Below are 13,001 nucleotides of genomic sequence, written 5' to 3' on the forward strand. Positions count from 1 at the left end.
TCCGGGCAGCACAGTTCCGGAACCTTTGTTTAAAAATTAGGCGCTATTGGGCATTTCTTCCGTTGTAGAAAAGTAGCCCCTTTGTTACTGGAAGTAATGGGCTGCTGACGGGTATCCTCATACGCCTTTGGATTCACTAACTTATCGGCCTGAGCCCGAGTATCACTATGTCTGAGCTGGCGTTGTACCAGTATGTGCTGATTGCGCTGATCTTTGTCTGGAGTGGCTTTGTTCGTTCCGGGCTCGGGTTTGGCGGTGCGGTATTGTCGTTACCATTTCTGCTGCTGGTGCTGGATCAGCCGCTGGTTTTTCTGCCGATCATTGCCGTGCATCTGCTGGTGTTCTCATCACTCACCATCTGGATGAACAACCGCAAGTCTTCAAGAACCGACGAAGACGGGCGGACATCGGCTGGTACCGTGGACTGGAACTACCTCTGGCGAATTCTGGCGATAATGATCGTGCCCAAACTGATAGGCGTGTTCGGGCTGATTACTCTGCCGTCGGATGTCATGAGCACCATCATCTTCGTCATTGTGGCGCTGTATTCAGTGTCCTACATACTTGATCGACCTTTTCGCAGTGGCAGCCGCGCCGTTGACACCGTGTTCCTGATGGTTGGCGGATATGTCAGTGGTACGTCGCTCATAGGGGCGCCGCTGATTATTGCGGTGGCCGCCCAACACCTGCCGAAGGAAAGATTAAGAGACACCCTTTTTGCCCTCTGGTTCATTCTGGTCGTTATCAAGATGGCAGCGTTTGTGTGGGTCGGAATTGATCTGCAGCTGATCCACCACCTGTGGCTGCTTCCCTGTGCTGCCGTGGGACATGTGATTGGCCTGTACGTGCACGACCGAATGCTGAGGGCGGAGACGCCGATATTTTTCCGGGTGCTTGGCGTGGTACTGCTGATCGTAAGCAGTATCGGCATGCTGAAGGTGATGTTTCCGGGCTAGCCTAGCGTGGCGTCCAGAAACATCATCACCACAAACCCTCCCAGCAGCGAAAACGTGGCCAGGGTCTTGTACTGGCCGCGGTGGGTTTCCGGAATAATCTCATCGCTGATAATAAACAGCATGGCACCGGCAGCAAAGCCGAGGGTCCAGGGCATGATGGGTTCGGCAAGCCACACCATGGCGCTGCCGAAAAGACCGCCCACGGGTTCCAGCAGTCCCGTCAACACAGCGATAAAGAACGCCTTGACCCGCGAGTGCTCGATAGCCAGCAGTGACACTGCGACCGCAAGACCTTCGGGAATATTCTGTAGCCCGATGCCAATCGCCAGGGCGGTGCCATTGCCGATATCGCCTCCAGCAAATCCCACGCCGACAGCCATGCCTTCGGGAAAGTTGTGCAGGGCGATGGCAATGATAAACAGCCAGATTCGGCGGATACGGGCGCTATCCGGGCCCTCACGCCCCAGGGTGAAGTGCTCGTGAGGTAACCTCTGGTGAATGCTGAAAAGCAGTCCGGCGCCCATGAGGAGCCCGGCAATCACCATCAGTGCCGCTATCCAGGTTGCTCCGGTCAGCTCTTCACCGTATTCGATGCCGGGCAGCAGTAGCGAAAAGAAGGATGCCGCCAGCATCACGCCGGCGGCCGCGCTTAACATTCCGTCCTGCAGTTGCGGTGTGAGTTTTCTCACCAGGAATACACCCAGGGCACCAACCCCGGTGCCCAGGCCTGCCAGCAGGCTGGCCGTTGCGCCCAACAAGACCACGTTGATTTGTTCCAGCATCTGCCTCCATTTGGTTAGAGCAGTGTCCTGACCGCATGCTGATCAGGGTGTTACCAACAGATTAAACGTTCACCATATTGTTGGCACGCTTGCGAGTTTTGGCTTATACCTTGGTACGTTCGAATATCAACACTGTCTCAGAGGGCAATGGAGCGTCATGGTTTACTGGTTGATGGCAAACCCCAAGGCCGGGGAGCAGGGCAGCCGGGGCGCGGATTTCTGGCGACAGTACCTGGAAGCCGCCGGTATTCAAAGTATCAGGGACTGTAGCCTTGCAGACACCGCCTGGACAAGCGAGATTGGACCTCGTGACTTTGTGCTGGCAGCCGGTGGTGATGGCTCAGTGAATGCGGCGGCGGGGTTTTGCCTGGAATCCGGGGCTACCCTCGCGGTGCTTCCGTCCGGCACGGCCAATGATTTTGCCCGCAATCTTGGGCTTCCGGAGGATCCTCAGCAGATCTGCGACCTGGTCTCTGCAGGCAGGACTCGCATGGTAGACGTTGCTGTTGCCGAGCAGGGAATGTTTCTGAACGTGGCCCATATCGGCCTTGGCACCCTTCCCGTGCGGGAGTCTTCCGGAGAAACCAAGCGGATTCTGGGGCGCTTCAGTTATGGTGCGGCGTTGTTGCAAAAGTTGTCGGCTTACCGCGGGTTCCACGGTGTTATTGAAACCGAAAAGGGTAAGGTTGCTGGGCGCTGGCTTACCATCGCCGTCTCATCCGGTGCCTTTTTCGGCGGTGGAAACGAGATCCCCGAGGCATCGGCCGGTGACGGGCAACTGGACGTGGTTGCGGTACGTCCCCGCTCGCTGTTCCAGCTCTTGATGACGTTTCTCACTGTCCGGCTGAGCCGGAGTTCGCCGAAGCGAACCAGCACGGTTGTGCAACTGAAGAGCCCCGAGGTGACAATCGTCACTCGTTCACTCAAAACTGTCACCATGGACGGAGAAATCGCCGGGAAGACGCCTTTGACGGTCAAATGTCGGCCTGCCTGCCTGAAAGTGGTCTGTGATGAACTGGTCACCACCGGGAAGTAGGCAGACTAGGCATTAGCGTCCGCTGTCGGTGCTTTCAAAGATCTTGTCCGCAGAGGCGGCGACAAATCCACTGTAAAGTCGGCCATCGGGCCCGGGATGACGCAGCGCAAACTCGTAGAAGCAGCTGGGTATGGCCGCTGCCTTGTCTGCGAATTGTACTTTGGCCCTGTCTGCCATTGTGGAGGACTGCTCCAGCAGTTCTTCCGGAGACCCTTTGATTTCGCCGCCTGAGCTGTTCACCCGATACCCATTGTCTTTGAGCACCTGATTGATCTCCGCCACCGTTCGGAAGCGACTGAGAGCATTGATGCTTACAGTAAAATGGTTGGCGCGAAATCCCCACGCGGCCACCCAGGCGGCGTACTCGCTCTCTCCCAGCAGGGCCTGATAGGTGCTGTGGTCGACGTTCCAGTGACGGCCGGAATACAGGAAGTCGTCAGCGGTGACTGCCTCCGGGTCCATTTGGTTCACCAGATTTTCGATGATCGCTTGCAACGATTCGGAGCACTGCTCGACCAGCAACTCGGAAATAAACACTTTAGGGGCGGTTGGGTCCGGGTGCTCGTAGTGTTTGGCGAAGAGCTTCTTGGCTTCAAAGTGATAGTCGCCTCCTTCCTGGTAACCGAGCGCCAGAAAGTGCGCAGCCAGCTTGTCGAGGTTCACCTTTTCGAGGTTGTAGGTACGCAGGGCAATATGGTCATTGACGATTTCACCGCCCTGAGTGTCGTCCAGCAATCGATGGATATCCTCGGCCGAGGGGGTCACTTCGCAATAGTTGTCCCATAGACGGCCAAACAGTGTGTCTCTATCGGTGTGCATGGAGCGCCTCCTGTTGTTGGCGGACCGGAATGACCGCCGTTTGCCTGTCAGTGCTGGCGGGTGCGAGTTCCATAAAGCTTGCCCGCCCGTCGTTACCCAGTTGGAGTGCATTGGCCACTGTGGCCGGCACTTGCAGCAGGTTCCGCGTGGGCAGATACCTGGCGGCAGCCGAGATGGTGGCACGGAATCCATCTGTTCCGGTATTGGTTATTGCCAGTATCCGGCCCTGGCCGTCGGAATTCCAGTTTTCCAGCGTCGGTTGAATGTCGTCAACAATCTGGGTGCGGCAAGTGACCGAGGCCGATACCGAGCGGATGTCAGCCAGTCTGGCTTCTACCGTGGGCCCACCATCGAACGGGTCGATATACCCGGTGTGCCGGAAGCCCTCGGCCTCGAGCATGTTCAGGGCAGGGCGGGTGTTATCGTGAACCCGGCCGATTACCGCCCGCGCGTTCTCGTCCATCAGGCGGGTGTAAAGTGGATGCCGGGGCATCAGGTCTGCAATAAAGCCATTGTCCCCGGTTCCGACCATGCGTGTGACCGTATCGAATTCAAGATCCACGAAATGGCTGCGCAACCAGTTCCAGAATGGTGACTGCCCCCTTTCATCCGCCACGCCCCGCATTTCCGCGATGACTGTTTCCGCAAACCGTTGAGGGTGTTGCGCCATGAACAGGAAGCGCACACGCGAGAGTAGCTTGCCGGCTTGCGCACGGCGAAATTTCGGCCTCAGGAACAGTGTGCAGATTTCACTGCAACCGGTGTAGTGGTTGCACAGGTTCAGCACCTCAAGCCGGCGGAGCAGGTTCAGTTCCGGCGAACGGTGTACCGCCATGCTGCGATGATAGTGATAGAGCGGCCGCCGGATGCCAACCGAGGCCTCAATACCGGTTGTCCCCATGATGTCGCCGGTTTCGGAGTCCTCCAGGACGAACAGGTAGCTTTCGTCACCGGGTGAATTCACGGTACGACCGAAGCTTGCTATGGAATGGTGAATTTTCTGCACCAGGAAATCACGATCATCCACCAATGAGGTAAAGCCGGGGCCGGATTCCACAGCAATCTGCTGTAAGGCGGGGAGGTCCGTCATGGCAACCGGTCGAATAATCATCGCGACATTCTCATCTGTTATTGGCTCTTTGCCGGTGAATGTTGGTGAGAACAGTATGATGAAGAAACCTGCCAGTATGTAGTTTCAGAATATCAAAAATGATAGATTAAATGTGCAAATTGATATAAAGGTTTGGCAATATGCTTAACAAGCAGGACCAACAACTGTTATTGAAGCTCCGCCAGAATGCCCGCTCCAGTATTTCTGACCTTGCCCGGGCTCTGAGCGTCTCGCGCTCAACTGTGCAGAATCGAATAGCGAAGCTCGAAGCCGGTGGTGTAATTCGTGGCTATTCGGTGCAACTGGGTGGGGAGTTTTCGGCCAATCAGGTGGAGGCACATGTGTCGATCAAGGTCTTTCAGAAACTGACGTCGCGGACCAATACCGCCCTTGAGCAAATAAGCCAGGTATCACAGCTGTATTCGGTCAGTGGCGAGTACGACCTGATCGCTATTGTTCAGGCACAGTCGCTGGAAGAGCTCAGCGCAATACTCGACGAGATCGGCAACCTGGAAGGGGTGGAGCGAACCAACTCAGCGGTGGTGCTGGAGACGCGTTTTCGCCGCTGAGTAGCTACTGGCGTCAGTCAGTGGCAGTCTGCGACTGCTCATTCAACAGGGAAGGCTTCTTCAGCGCCTTGGCGAACAGGTCTTTCTCTTCGGCAATGGCCAGTGCCGCTTTTTCAGCCATGGCTTCGTCCATGCCTTCAACCCGCGCCTGAAGGAACTGGGTAATTTCCTCGGCCAGTTCCAGTACCTTGTCCCGGGCGTCGGCTTCAGCTTTGGACGAAAAGAGCATTGTGTCAGGGTGTTTCAGTGCCATCTCCAGTCCGTCCCTCTCAGAGTAATACAGCGCCTGTACGGCCATGATGTTCTCCAGTGTGTTTCCGCACGTTTTCGTGTCTGGTGGGGTTTATTGATTTACCGAGAGTATATCGAACAGGTCTGTATATGTATACAGTGTTTGTCGTGGCTTGGGGAGGGGACAAGCAGATGCGGCGGCGGAAGTATGTTAGTGTCTCGGAATTCAGCAACTGGCCTCCATACTCATCAAGGAACCGATACGCTATGCACCACCCGAAAATTGCCGTTCCCGGCCGAATTGTCTTCCGGTTAGTGGTTATGTCCATGCTGGCCCTGGTATTGACCGGGTGTGGCATAAACAACATTCCAACCTATGACGAGCAGGTCAAGTCAGCCTGGTCGCAGGTAGAAAACCAGTATCAACGGCGTGCAGACCTGGTCCCGAACCTGGTCGAAACCGTGAAAGGTTTTGCCGAGCAGGAGCGAGAAACCCTGACGGCGGTGATCGAGGCCCGGTCCAAGGCCACATCGATCCAGGTAGACGAAAGCATTCTCAACAATCCCGAAAAGCTGAAGCAGTTTCAACAGGTGCAGGGAGAGCTGAGCAGCGCGTTGAGCCGTCTGATGGCAGTGTCCGAGCGGTACCCTGATCTGAAGTCCAACCAGAACTTTCTGGCGTTGCAATCCCAGTTGGAAGGCACAGAAAATCGCATTGCGGTGGCAAGGCGGGACTTTATCCAGGCGGTTGAGCGTTACAATACCGAGATTCGCACTTTCCCGGGCCGTATCTGGCACAGCTTCCTGTACAGCGAGATGGAGCTGAGGGCCAACTTTGAGGCAACAGCTCCCAATGCGGAAGATGCACCTCAGGTGGAATTCTGATGCCTGTGTTGTTGCGTCGGATAATCGTATTTGTAGCCTTGACCCTGTTTTTCCAGGCTGCAATGGCCCAGTCCACCCCTGACTTTCCTGAGCTGACGGGCCGCGTGGTCGATCGCGCCGAAATGCTTCCCGAGAAGGTTGAGGCCAACCTCGCCCGGATGCTCGAAGCCCACGAGCAGGCGACCACCGAGCAGGTTGTAGTGGTTACTCTTCCTGATCTGCAGGGCTACGCCATTGAGGATTATGGCTATCAGCTTGGCCGGCACTGGGGTATCGGTCAGGAAGGTGAGGATAACGGGGCTCTGCTGATTGTTGCTGAAGATGAGCGACGAATCCGTATCGAAGTGGGCTATGGCCTGGAAGGCCGTCTTACAGATGCCACCTCCGCCACTATTATCAACCAGATTGTTACTCCCGCATTCCGGGAAGGTGATTTTGCCTCTGGCATAGCCAATGGTGCTGCGGCCATGGTTCAGGTTCTGGGTGGCGAACCCCTCGCGGTGCCAGAGTCGCGGCGTTCCGGTGCTGAAGGTGACAAACCCCATCCTGCACTGGGTATTCTGTTTTTCATCATCGTGTTGGTTGTGTTTTTCTCGAGCGGCCGACGTGGTCGTAGCGCCATACTGGCTGGCGCTCTTCTCGGTGGGCTTGGTGGTGGTCGCGGTGGCGGTTTCGGAGGTGGCGGCTTCGGCGGCGGAGGCGGTGGCTTCGGTGGCGGTGGAGCGTCCGGCGGCTGGTAGCCATGCCTTGCCACAAGGTGCACAAACACGGAACCCCCTGATTCAGCAAACTCGGAACAAACATGACGCTATTAACAGACAAGGAACAACAACAGGTGGCCTCGGCCATCTCAGACGTTGAGCGGGAAACCGACGCGGAACTGGTTACTGTGCTGGCGGATGCGTCCGACAGTTACGCCTACATACCGCTGCTCTGGGCAGGCATCGTTGCGCTATTGATTCCTGGCGCCATCAATTACTTCACAGGCTCCCTCGGCGCCGACTGGTTGCTGGTGGTCCAGTGGGCCACCTTTCTCGTGCTCTGCCTGTTGCTTCAGTTTCCGGGAGTGGGGCATCACCTGATTCCAAAACAGGTGCGTTTCTGGCGGGCCTCCAATATGGCCCGCAGGCAATTCCTGGAGCAGAACCTGCACCACACTGAAGGCGGTATGGGGATGCTGATTTTCGTCTCGGAAGCCGAGCATTATGTGGAAATACTCGTCGATCAGGGGATCGCTTCAAAGGTCGGCGACGATGTGTGGGATGGTATTGTCAAAACCTTTACCGACAGGGTGCGCAGCGGCGATACTCTGGCAGGCTTCCTGCAATGTATCGAAAGCTGCGGGCAGCACCTTCGGGAGCAGGTGCCCGCTACCCATGAGAAAAACGAACTGCCCAATCACCTGGTGTTAATACCGAAACGTTCTTGATGCCCCTCAAAGCCCAGCCTGATTTCGTCAGGCTGGTTTTACGGCGAACCCCTGGCGCGGGAAGTGCACGTGTACCTGGCCGACCCGTTTATGGGAGCGCCCGAGTACCAGTGACTGGTTATCGGCGTACACCAGTTTGCCGCTAACCGGATCCCGCCCGTAATCATCCGGTGCGACCTCTACATTCTTTCCGACAAGCGGGTCATCACCGGCAGCTTCTATAGCCCTTGGCATGGCGTCACGGGCGACGTTCAGCGCCTGCTCGGCAGTGATTTCCCGGAAATCTCCATGACCGAAGGCTCTCATCCGCTCCATCCAGGCCTGTACTTTCGGATAGTCACGCAGCCAGGGTTTTTCGGCCAGGTCGCACACAAACCAGAGGCCATGGTAGGCGGAAAAATCGGCGATACAGGGGCTGTTTCCGAACAGGAAGTCTGCTCCCAGCATGGATTCCATTTTACTGATATGACTCAGGACTTTCTCTTTGGCCTGGGGGCCACGGAGTGCCTTTACCCGGGATTTCCTGCCCATGGCAATGCGGTCTTTGAGAAAGCGGAGCGCGTGAAACAGAGAGGTTTCCCTGACCAGCTTTTTCAGCATGCGACCGTCGCTGGCGGCGATTACGCAGGCCAGGAATACCTCCAGATCGGTGCTTCGCACGAAATCGACAACTTCCTGTGGTTGTCCCGCCAGACCCAATTCTTTTTTGCCGCTCAGCCGGACAATCTCATCGGCGATGGCACGGCTGTCGCAAATTACATCTGCGCCACTCTGGGCTATCGGAACCTTCCGGTAGCCACCTGCCAGAATCGAGAGTACGGGCCTCGGCGGCATTTCTTTCACGGTTACGGACTGCCAGGAAAGGTCGGCATAACCGAGCATCACCCGGATCTTTTCGGAAAAGGGTGACATGGCATAGTGGAACAGAATCAGATCTTGCATGGGGCAGAACCCTTCCTTGTTGACAGTATCAGCTGACGAGGTAAGGAAGGGTACGCTGGAAGATGCCCTGGCGGAAGCCCCGAAGGTTGTCCGGGTGGGCCACTCAGGCGGTCAGGAGCCCTGCTGATGCGCAGTACAGGAAAGCGACAGCGCCTGTGCAAATTAAGGCCCAGGCGGGAAAGATCAGTGACGAGCGGGTTGTTGTTCTCAAAGCTACCTCCAGAGTAACCATTTTTGTTGTTGTCCATTACGCTTGCCTTAACACCGTAGACCATGATTGATATATGTCACGACATAGTTTGTGTTGCGAGTCGCATTTTCTCGGTTTGACAACGAGGTGATTCCGCGATGAGGGGAGCTTGAGGAAACCGCAAATACAGGTACTATGCTTTAGTCTGATAAAAATAAAGTGATTCCAGACTATAACAACAAGGAGCCATCGATGGCTGTAGACAGTGCAAAGCAAACCTCCCTCCATTGCCTTTACCATTGGGCAGAGAAGGCCCCCGATAAGGTATATCTGACGCAACCCTTTCCCGACGGAACCACTGAAGATATCACCTGGAAGCAGGCTGCAGATCAGGTTTCCCGGATGGCCGCTTACCTTGGCACTCTGGATATTCCCGAGCGCAGCAATATTGCCATTCTGGGTAAAAACAGCGCGCACTGGATTCTGTGTGACCTGGCCACGTGGGCTGCGGGGCATGTTTCGGTTCCGCTCTACCCCACGTTGAACGGTGATACAGCGGCCTATGTTCTCGAACACAGCGAAGCAAAACTGCTGTTCCTGGGCAAGCTCGATGGCACAGCTGACGGCTGGAACGACATCAAGGGCCACATTCCTGATGTCCTGCCGATTATTTCTTTGCCAATGTCGCCCCGTGACGATACCCCGAAATGGCTGGATATCATCGCAAACCAGGAACCGGCGGAACCAAAGCTGCCCCATCCGGACGATCTGGCGACCATTGTTTACACCTCTGGCAGTACTGGGCGACCGAAAGGCGTGATGCACAGTTTCCGCACCATGATATCCGTGGCGGACGGCCTGCAGCAGATCTTCCCGGTCAGTCAGGACGAGCGCATGCTTTCCTATCTGCCGCTTGCCCATGTGGCAGAACGTGCCGCAGTGGAAACCCAGTCACTTTACTACGGCTTCCATCTGTATTTCGCCAATTCCCTGGAGACCTTCCAGGAAGATCTGCAAAGAGCACGCCCTACGCTGTTTTTCTCGGTGCCGCGGCTGTGGATGAAGTTTTACCTGGGTGTCAATAACAAGCTGCCGCCGAAGAAGCAGAAAATCCTCTTCAATATTCCCCTGCTAAACCGGTTGGTGAAAAAGAAAGTGCTCAAGCAACTGGGGCTCGACCATTGTCGCGCGGCATTGACCGGCGCCGCACCACTGTCTGGCGAAATCATTGCCTGGTACCGTAACCTGGGTCTGGAATTGCTGGAAGTGTATGGCATGTCAGAGAATTTCGGTTATTCCCATGCCAACCGCCCCGGCTCAGCGAAGCCTGGTACCGTGGGTGTCACCAACCCGGGCGTGGAGCACCGCCTGGCAGAGGGCGAGGAAGTTCAGGTGAAAAGCCCCGGGCAAATGCTGGGCTATTACAAAAATGAGGAAAAGACTCGTGAAGACATCACCGACGATGGATTTCTGAAGACAGGTGACATGGGAGAAATTGACAGTGAGGGGTTCCTGAGAATTACCGGCCGAGTGAAGGACCTGTTCAAAACCTCCAAGGGCAAGTACGTGGTGCCGGTGCCCATCGAGAATAACTTCAATCACCCGAAAGCCGAAGTTGTTTGCGTGGCCGGTGCCAATCAGCCCCAGCCCTGTCTGATGGTGCTGTTATCAGAGGAAGCGCGCGAAGAGCTTGAAGCCGGGGGCAGCCGCGATGAACTCGAGCGGGAGCTGGCGGCGGAGCTGGATGCGGTAAACAGCAAGTGCGAATCCCACGAAAAGCTGGCCTTCGTGGTGGTGGTGAAAGAACCATGGACCATGGAAAACGGCATGCTGACGCCGACCATGAAGATCAAGCGAAACGTCATCGAGGACTACTACAACCGCAAGATGGATGAGTGGTTCGGCAAAAAAAAGAAGGTGATCTGGGAGTTCTGATCCCTGAAATGAAAACACCGGTGGGTCTGGATATCCAGGGCCACCGGTGCTTATGAAATCTGTCTTCCTTTACAGGTGAGGGCTTAGTGCCCGCCCTGCATCATCTGGGGCATGTCCGGCGTTGCGGATGGTGCCTTCTTTCTCCAGGAATTCACTTTCCGGCTGATTACCTGCACGACCTGCTTCGCGGCTGCACGGGTGTATTGGCGCCTGACATCAGTACTGTTGTGGAGGATACTGGATGGCTGCGGGTGTACGGTTGCGATATGGTGTTGAGTCATAGCGCCTTCCTCCTTATCTGGTGAATTGAAAAATATTGGTTAGCTGACTATGTAAATGACTATACACCTTCTTTTTTGCAGCTTAAATACGTTAAAATCCGTACTCACGTTGCAAATATGCAGTAGCTATGGATTGGGATTATCTTCGATATATTCACGCACTGGCAATAGGTGGAACCCTCGCCAAAGCCGGTGAAATACTGGGTGTGCACCAGACCACAGTGCTTCGCCGTCTGGACCAGATGGAGGAACAACTGGGCGTTCAGTTTTTTGAGCGCAACCGCGATGGATTGCAGCTGACGCCAGTAGGTGAAACCGCGTTTCGTGCAGCCGAAAGACTGACCGGCGATATGGAGAACCTTGAACGCCAGCTTGTAGGGCAGGATTCCGCCCCAGTGGGTAAGGTCAGGCTTGCCGCTACCGATACCATGGTCAATGCGCTGATCAGCCCGATGATTGCGGACCTGGTTCGGGAATACCCGGATATTGAGCTGGAAGTACTCACCGATAATGATGTGCTCAATCTCAGCCACCGTGAAGCCGATCTGACGTTGCGGCCGGTGAATAAACCTCAGGCTACCCTGGAAGGCGAGCGTGTCGGTACCATTGAGTCGGCCATCTACGGAGCGGCACGGTACTGTAAGCGCAATCCCGATATGGATCTGGAGAATGCGCCGGATCAGCAGCTCTGGATTCTTCCCGACGAGAGCTTTAGTCACCTTGCGACCGGACGCTGGTATCGCAAGCACCTGAAAAACGCCTCTTCCATTATTCGCTGCAACAGCCTTCAGGCCATGCATGCCCTGGCGAGGGCCGGCGCTGGCCTCGCAGCACTGCCGTGTTACCTGGGGGACAGCACCCGGGAGCTGAAGCGGCTGTCCTCGCCTCTTGAGGGCGAGGGCGTGGATCTCTGGTTGATGGTCAACCACGAAACCCAGCAAATGGCACGGGTACGGATAGTGATGGAGTTTCTTACCACCAAGCTGGCAAAGCTCTCACCGCAAGTGGAAGGAGAGGCGATCTGACCGGTATTCACCAGTCGCCACAAAAAGGCCAGAACTGGTAGAAACGCCAGCACTGGAACTCTTCCTCGCAGGTCTGTAACTGGCGATGGTAACGGAAGGCCCGGTTTTGCACGCGCTCTGCCAGTGACATCACCGCCGGCTTGGCCAGGAAGCTTTGTCGCTGGTACCCGGTTCTGCCCTCATGGTAAGCAAGGTAGAGCTTCTCCGGGCTGGTCAGCGGAATACCCACGTCACGGTTGGTGAGGTGGTTGTACCAGCCCACGAAGTCCAGTGCATGTTTCATATTCGTTCGCACCACCGATAATCCGTCGCCGTTCGCCTCGAGATATTCGCCCCAGGCAGGGTCCAGGGCCTGGGCGTAGCCGTAAGCAGACGTTGGCCGGGACCAGGGGATGAAGCCCAAAAGCTGGGTGCGGGGCGGTCGGGCATGGCTGCGGAAAGAAGACTCGTAATAAACGAACGCCAGTTGTGTGGCAATGGGCGTGCCCCAGCGCTCCTTCGAGCGGCTGGCATAGTCATACCAGACCGGGTGCTCGCGGAAGATTTCACAAACGTCTTCCGGGTTTCCCGGCGGGTCCGGTTCCAGCAGGCTGAACCGGATGGTTGCCAAAATCGCAATGGCCAGGCCCAGTGAGGGTAGCCCATACCAGCGAAGTCGCGACTTCCAGATTTTCAGTCGGTTACGACGTTTCTTCATGAATGGGTCTGGGCTCTCTTTCTCCACACTACAAAATGGTCATCAAACGTCGGCCCGGTTTGCTTGCAGGTGGAGTTGGCTCCATGGCATAACAAACCTCCGTTCTCAAAGGA

15 protein-coding genes are annotated in these 13,001 nt (G+C 56.0%); 8 read left to right on the plus strand and 7 right to left on the minus strand.

Going from position 1 to position 13,001, the window contains the following annotated elements:
- The first annotated feature begins 167 nt into the window (after window positions 1-167).
- A complete protein-coding gene (locus tag M8010_RS07370) occupies window positions 168-956 on the plus strand; it encodes a sulfite exporter TauE/SafE family protein (protein WP_250089968.1) in 789 nt (262 codons plus the stop codon).
- Here M8010_RS07370 and M8010_RS07375 read toward each other — a convergent pair.
- On the minus strand, window positions 953-1,738 hold the full coding sequence (locus tag M8010_RS07375; protein ID WP_250089969.1) for a ZIP family metal transporter: 786 nt from the start codon (window positions 1,736-1,738) through the stop codon (window positions 953-955). The genes M8010_RS07370 and M8010_RS07375 overlap by 4 nt on opposite strands.
- Before the next feature lie 157 nt (window positions 1,739-1,895).
- Between M8010_RS07375 and M8010_RS07380 the strand changes: the two genes are divergently transcribed.
- Window positions 1,896-2,774, plus strand: coding sequence for a diacylglycerol/lipid kinase family protein (locus tag M8010_RS07380; RefSeq protein ID WP_250089970.1), 879 nt, complete (start codon window positions 1,896-1,898; stop codon window positions 2,772-2,774).
- 12 nt (window positions 2,775-2,786) lie between these two features.
- On the opposite strand, the gene M8010_RS07385 is transcribed toward M8010_RS07380, so the two are convergent.
- Both M8010_RS07385 and M8010_RS07390 read right to left on the minus strand, forming a co-directional pair.
- Complete coding sequence (locus M8010_RS07385; RefSeq protein ID WP_250089971.1) at window positions 2,787-3,593, minus strand: DUF1338 domain-containing protein; 807 nt, start codon at window positions 3,591-3,593, stop codon at window positions 2,787-2,789.
- Window positions 3,580-4,704: an arginine N-succinyltransferase gene (locus M8010_RS07390; protein WP_250089972.1), complete on the minus strand. Its 1,125-nt coding sequence runs from the start codon at window positions 4,702-4,704 to the stop codon at window positions 3,580-3,582. The genes M8010_RS07385 and M8010_RS07390 overlap by 14 nt, the downstream gene beginning before the upstream one ends.
- 140 nt (window positions 4,705-4,844) lie before the next feature.
- Here M8010_RS07390 and M8010_RS07395 point away from each other — a divergent pair, with 140 nt between their 5' ends.
- Window positions 4,845-5,273: an Lrp/AsnC family transcriptional regulator gene (locus M8010_RS07395; protein WP_250089973.1), complete on the plus strand. Its 429-nt coding sequence runs from the start codon at window positions 4,845-4,847 to the stop codon at window positions 5,271-5,273.
- Between the two features lie 13 nt (window positions 5,274-5,286).
- Here the strand turns inward: M8010_RS07395 and M8010_RS07400 are convergent, their stop codons facing one another.
- Window positions 5,287-5,571, minus strand: a complete 285-nt coding sequence (locus M8010_RS07400) for a YebG family protein (protein WP_250089974.1) — start codon at window positions 5,569-5,571, stop codon at window positions 5,287-5,289.
- A gap of 254 nt (window positions 5,572-5,825) precedes the next feature.
- On the opposite strand from M8010_RS07400, the gene M8010_RS07405 reads away from it, so the two are divergent.
- The 3 genes from M8010_RS07405 to M8010_RS07415 all read left to right on the plus strand — a co-directional run bounded on the left by M8010_RS07405 (window position 5,826) and on the right by M8010_RS07415 (window position 7,818).
- On the plus strand, window positions 5,826-6,389 hold the full coding sequence (locus M8010_RS07405; protein ID WP_502846204.1) for a LemA family protein: 564 nt from the start codon (window positions 5,826-5,828) through the stop codon (window positions 6,387-6,389).
- Window positions 6,389-7,129 carry a TPM domain-containing protein gene (locus M8010_RS07410; RefSeq protein WP_250089977.1) on the plus strand — a complete coding sequence of 247 codons (741 nt, stop codon included), beginning with the start codon at window positions 6,389-6,391 and terminating at the stop codon, window positions 7,127-7,129. Before M8010_RS07405 ends, M8010_RS07410 begins: the two co-directional genes overlap by 1 nt.
- 62 nt (window positions 7,130-7,191) lie before the next feature.
- Window positions 7,192-7,818 carry a TPM domain-containing protein gene (locus tag M8010_RS07415; RefSeq protein ID WP_250089978.1) on the plus strand — a complete coding sequence of 209 codons (627 nt, stop codon included), beginning with the start codon at window positions 7,192-7,194 and terminating at the stop codon, window positions 7,816-7,818.
- 27 nt (window positions 7,819-7,845) lie between these two features.
- On the opposite strand, the gene M8010_RS07420 is transcribed toward M8010_RS07415, so the two are convergent.
- Window positions 7,846-8,760 (minus strand): glutathione S-transferase family protein, encoded by a 915-nt coding sequence (locus M8010_RS07420; protein WP_250089979.1) that lies wholly within the window; start codon window positions 8,758-8,760, stop codon window positions 7,846-7,848.
- 442 nt (window positions 8,761-9,202) lie between these two features.
- Here M8010_RS07420 and M8010_RS07425 point away from each other — a divergent pair, with 442 nt between their 5' ends.
- Complete coding sequence (locus M8010_RS07425) at window positions 9,203-10,885, plus strand: AMP-binding protein (protein ID WP_250089980.1); 1,683 nt, start codon at window positions 9,203-9,205, stop codon at window positions 10,883-10,885.
- A gap of 83 nt (window positions 10,886-10,968) precedes the next feature.
- On the opposite strand, the gene M8010_RS07430 is transcribed toward M8010_RS07425, so the two are convergent.
- Window positions 10,969-11,166 carry a hypothetical protein gene (locus tag M8010_RS07430; protein WP_250089981.1) on the minus strand — a complete coding sequence of 66 codons (198 nt, stop codon included), beginning with the start codon at window positions 11,164-11,166 and terminating at the stop codon, window positions 10,969-10,971.
- Between the two features lie 128 nt (window positions 11,167-11,294).
- Here M8010_RS07430 and M8010_RS07435 point away from each other — a divergent pair, with 128 nt between their 5' ends.
- Window positions 11,295-12,191, plus strand: a complete 897-nt coding sequence (locus M8010_RS07435; protein WP_250089982.1) for a LysR family transcriptional regulator — start codon at window positions 11,295-11,297, stop codon at window positions 12,189-12,191.
- Between the two features lie 7 nt (window positions 12,192-12,198).
- Here M8010_RS07435 and M8010_RS07440 read toward each other — a convergent pair whose 3' ends face one another.
- On the minus strand, window positions 12,199-12,888 hold the full coding sequence (locus M8010_RS07440) for a transglycosylase SLT domain-containing protein (protein ID WP_250089983.1): 690 nt from the start codon (window positions 12,886-12,888) through the stop codon (window positions 12,199-12,201).
- Window positions 12,889-13,001: the final 113 nt, after the last annotated feature.

The organism is Marinobacter sp. ATCH36, assembly GCF_023555055.1.
In the GTDB taxonomy this organism is placed as follows: Bacteria; Pseudomonadota; Gammaproteobacteria; order Pseudomonadales; family Oleiphilaceae; genus Marinobacter.

Coding starts and splice junctions, on each gene's coding strand:
- M8010_RS07440 (WP_250089983.1), bottom strand. CDS start 12,888: ATGAAGAAACGTCGTAACCGACTGAAAATCTGGAAGTCGCGACTTCGC.
- M8010_RS07380 (WP_250089970.1), top strand. CDS start 1,896: ATGGTTTACTGGTTGATGGCAAACCCCAAGGCCGGGGAGCAGGGCAGC.
- M8010_RS07370 (WP_250089968.1), top strand. CDS start 168: ATGTCTGAGCTGGCGTTGTACCAGTATGTGCTGATTGCGCTGATCTTT.
- M8010_RS07425 (WP_250089980.1), top strand. CDS start 9,203: ATGGCTGTAGACAGTGCAAAGCAAACCTCCCTCCATTGCCTTTACCAT.
- M8010_RS07375 (WP_250089969.1), bottom strand. CDS start 1,738: ATGCTGGAACAAATCAACGTGGTCTTGTTGGGCGCAACGGCCAGCCTG.
- M8010_RS07400 (WP_250089974.1), bottom strand. CDS start 5,571: ATGGCCGTACAGGCGCTGTATTACTCTGAGAGGGACGGACTGGAGATG.
- M8010_RS07395 (WP_250089973.1), top strand. CDS start 4,845: ATGCTTAACAAGCAGGACCAACAACTGTTATTGAAGCTCCGCCAGAAT.
- M8010_RS07435 (WP_250089982.1), top strand. CDS start 11,295: ATGGATTGGGATTATCTTCGATATATTCACGCACTGGCAATAGGTGGA.
- M8010_RS07390 (WP_250089972.1), bottom strand. CDS start 4,704: ATGATTATTCGACCGGTTGCCATGACGGACCTCCCCGCCTTACAGCAG.
- M8010_RS07410 (WP_250089977.1), top strand. CDS start 6,389: ATGCCTGTGTTGTTGCGTCGGATAATCGTATTTGTAGCCTTGACCCTG.
- M8010_RS07420 (WP_250089979.1), bottom strand. CDS start 8,760: ATGCAAGATCTGATTCTGTTCCACTATGCCATGTCACCCTTTTCCGAA.
- M8010_RS07385 (WP_250089971.1), bottom strand. CDS start 3,593: ATGCACACCGATAGAGACACACTGTTTGGCCGTCTATGGGACAACTAT.
- M8010_RS07405 (WP_502846204.1), top strand. CDS start 5,826: ATGTCCATGCTGGCCCTGGTATTGACCGGGTGTGGCATAAACAACATT.
- M8010_RS07430 (WP_250089981.1), bottom strand. CDS start 11,166: ATGACTCAACACCATATCGCAACCGTACACCCGCAGCCATCCAGTATC.
- M8010_RS07415 (WP_250089978.1), top strand. CDS start 7,192: ATGACGCTATTAACAGACAAGGAACAACAACAGGTGGCCTCGGCCATC.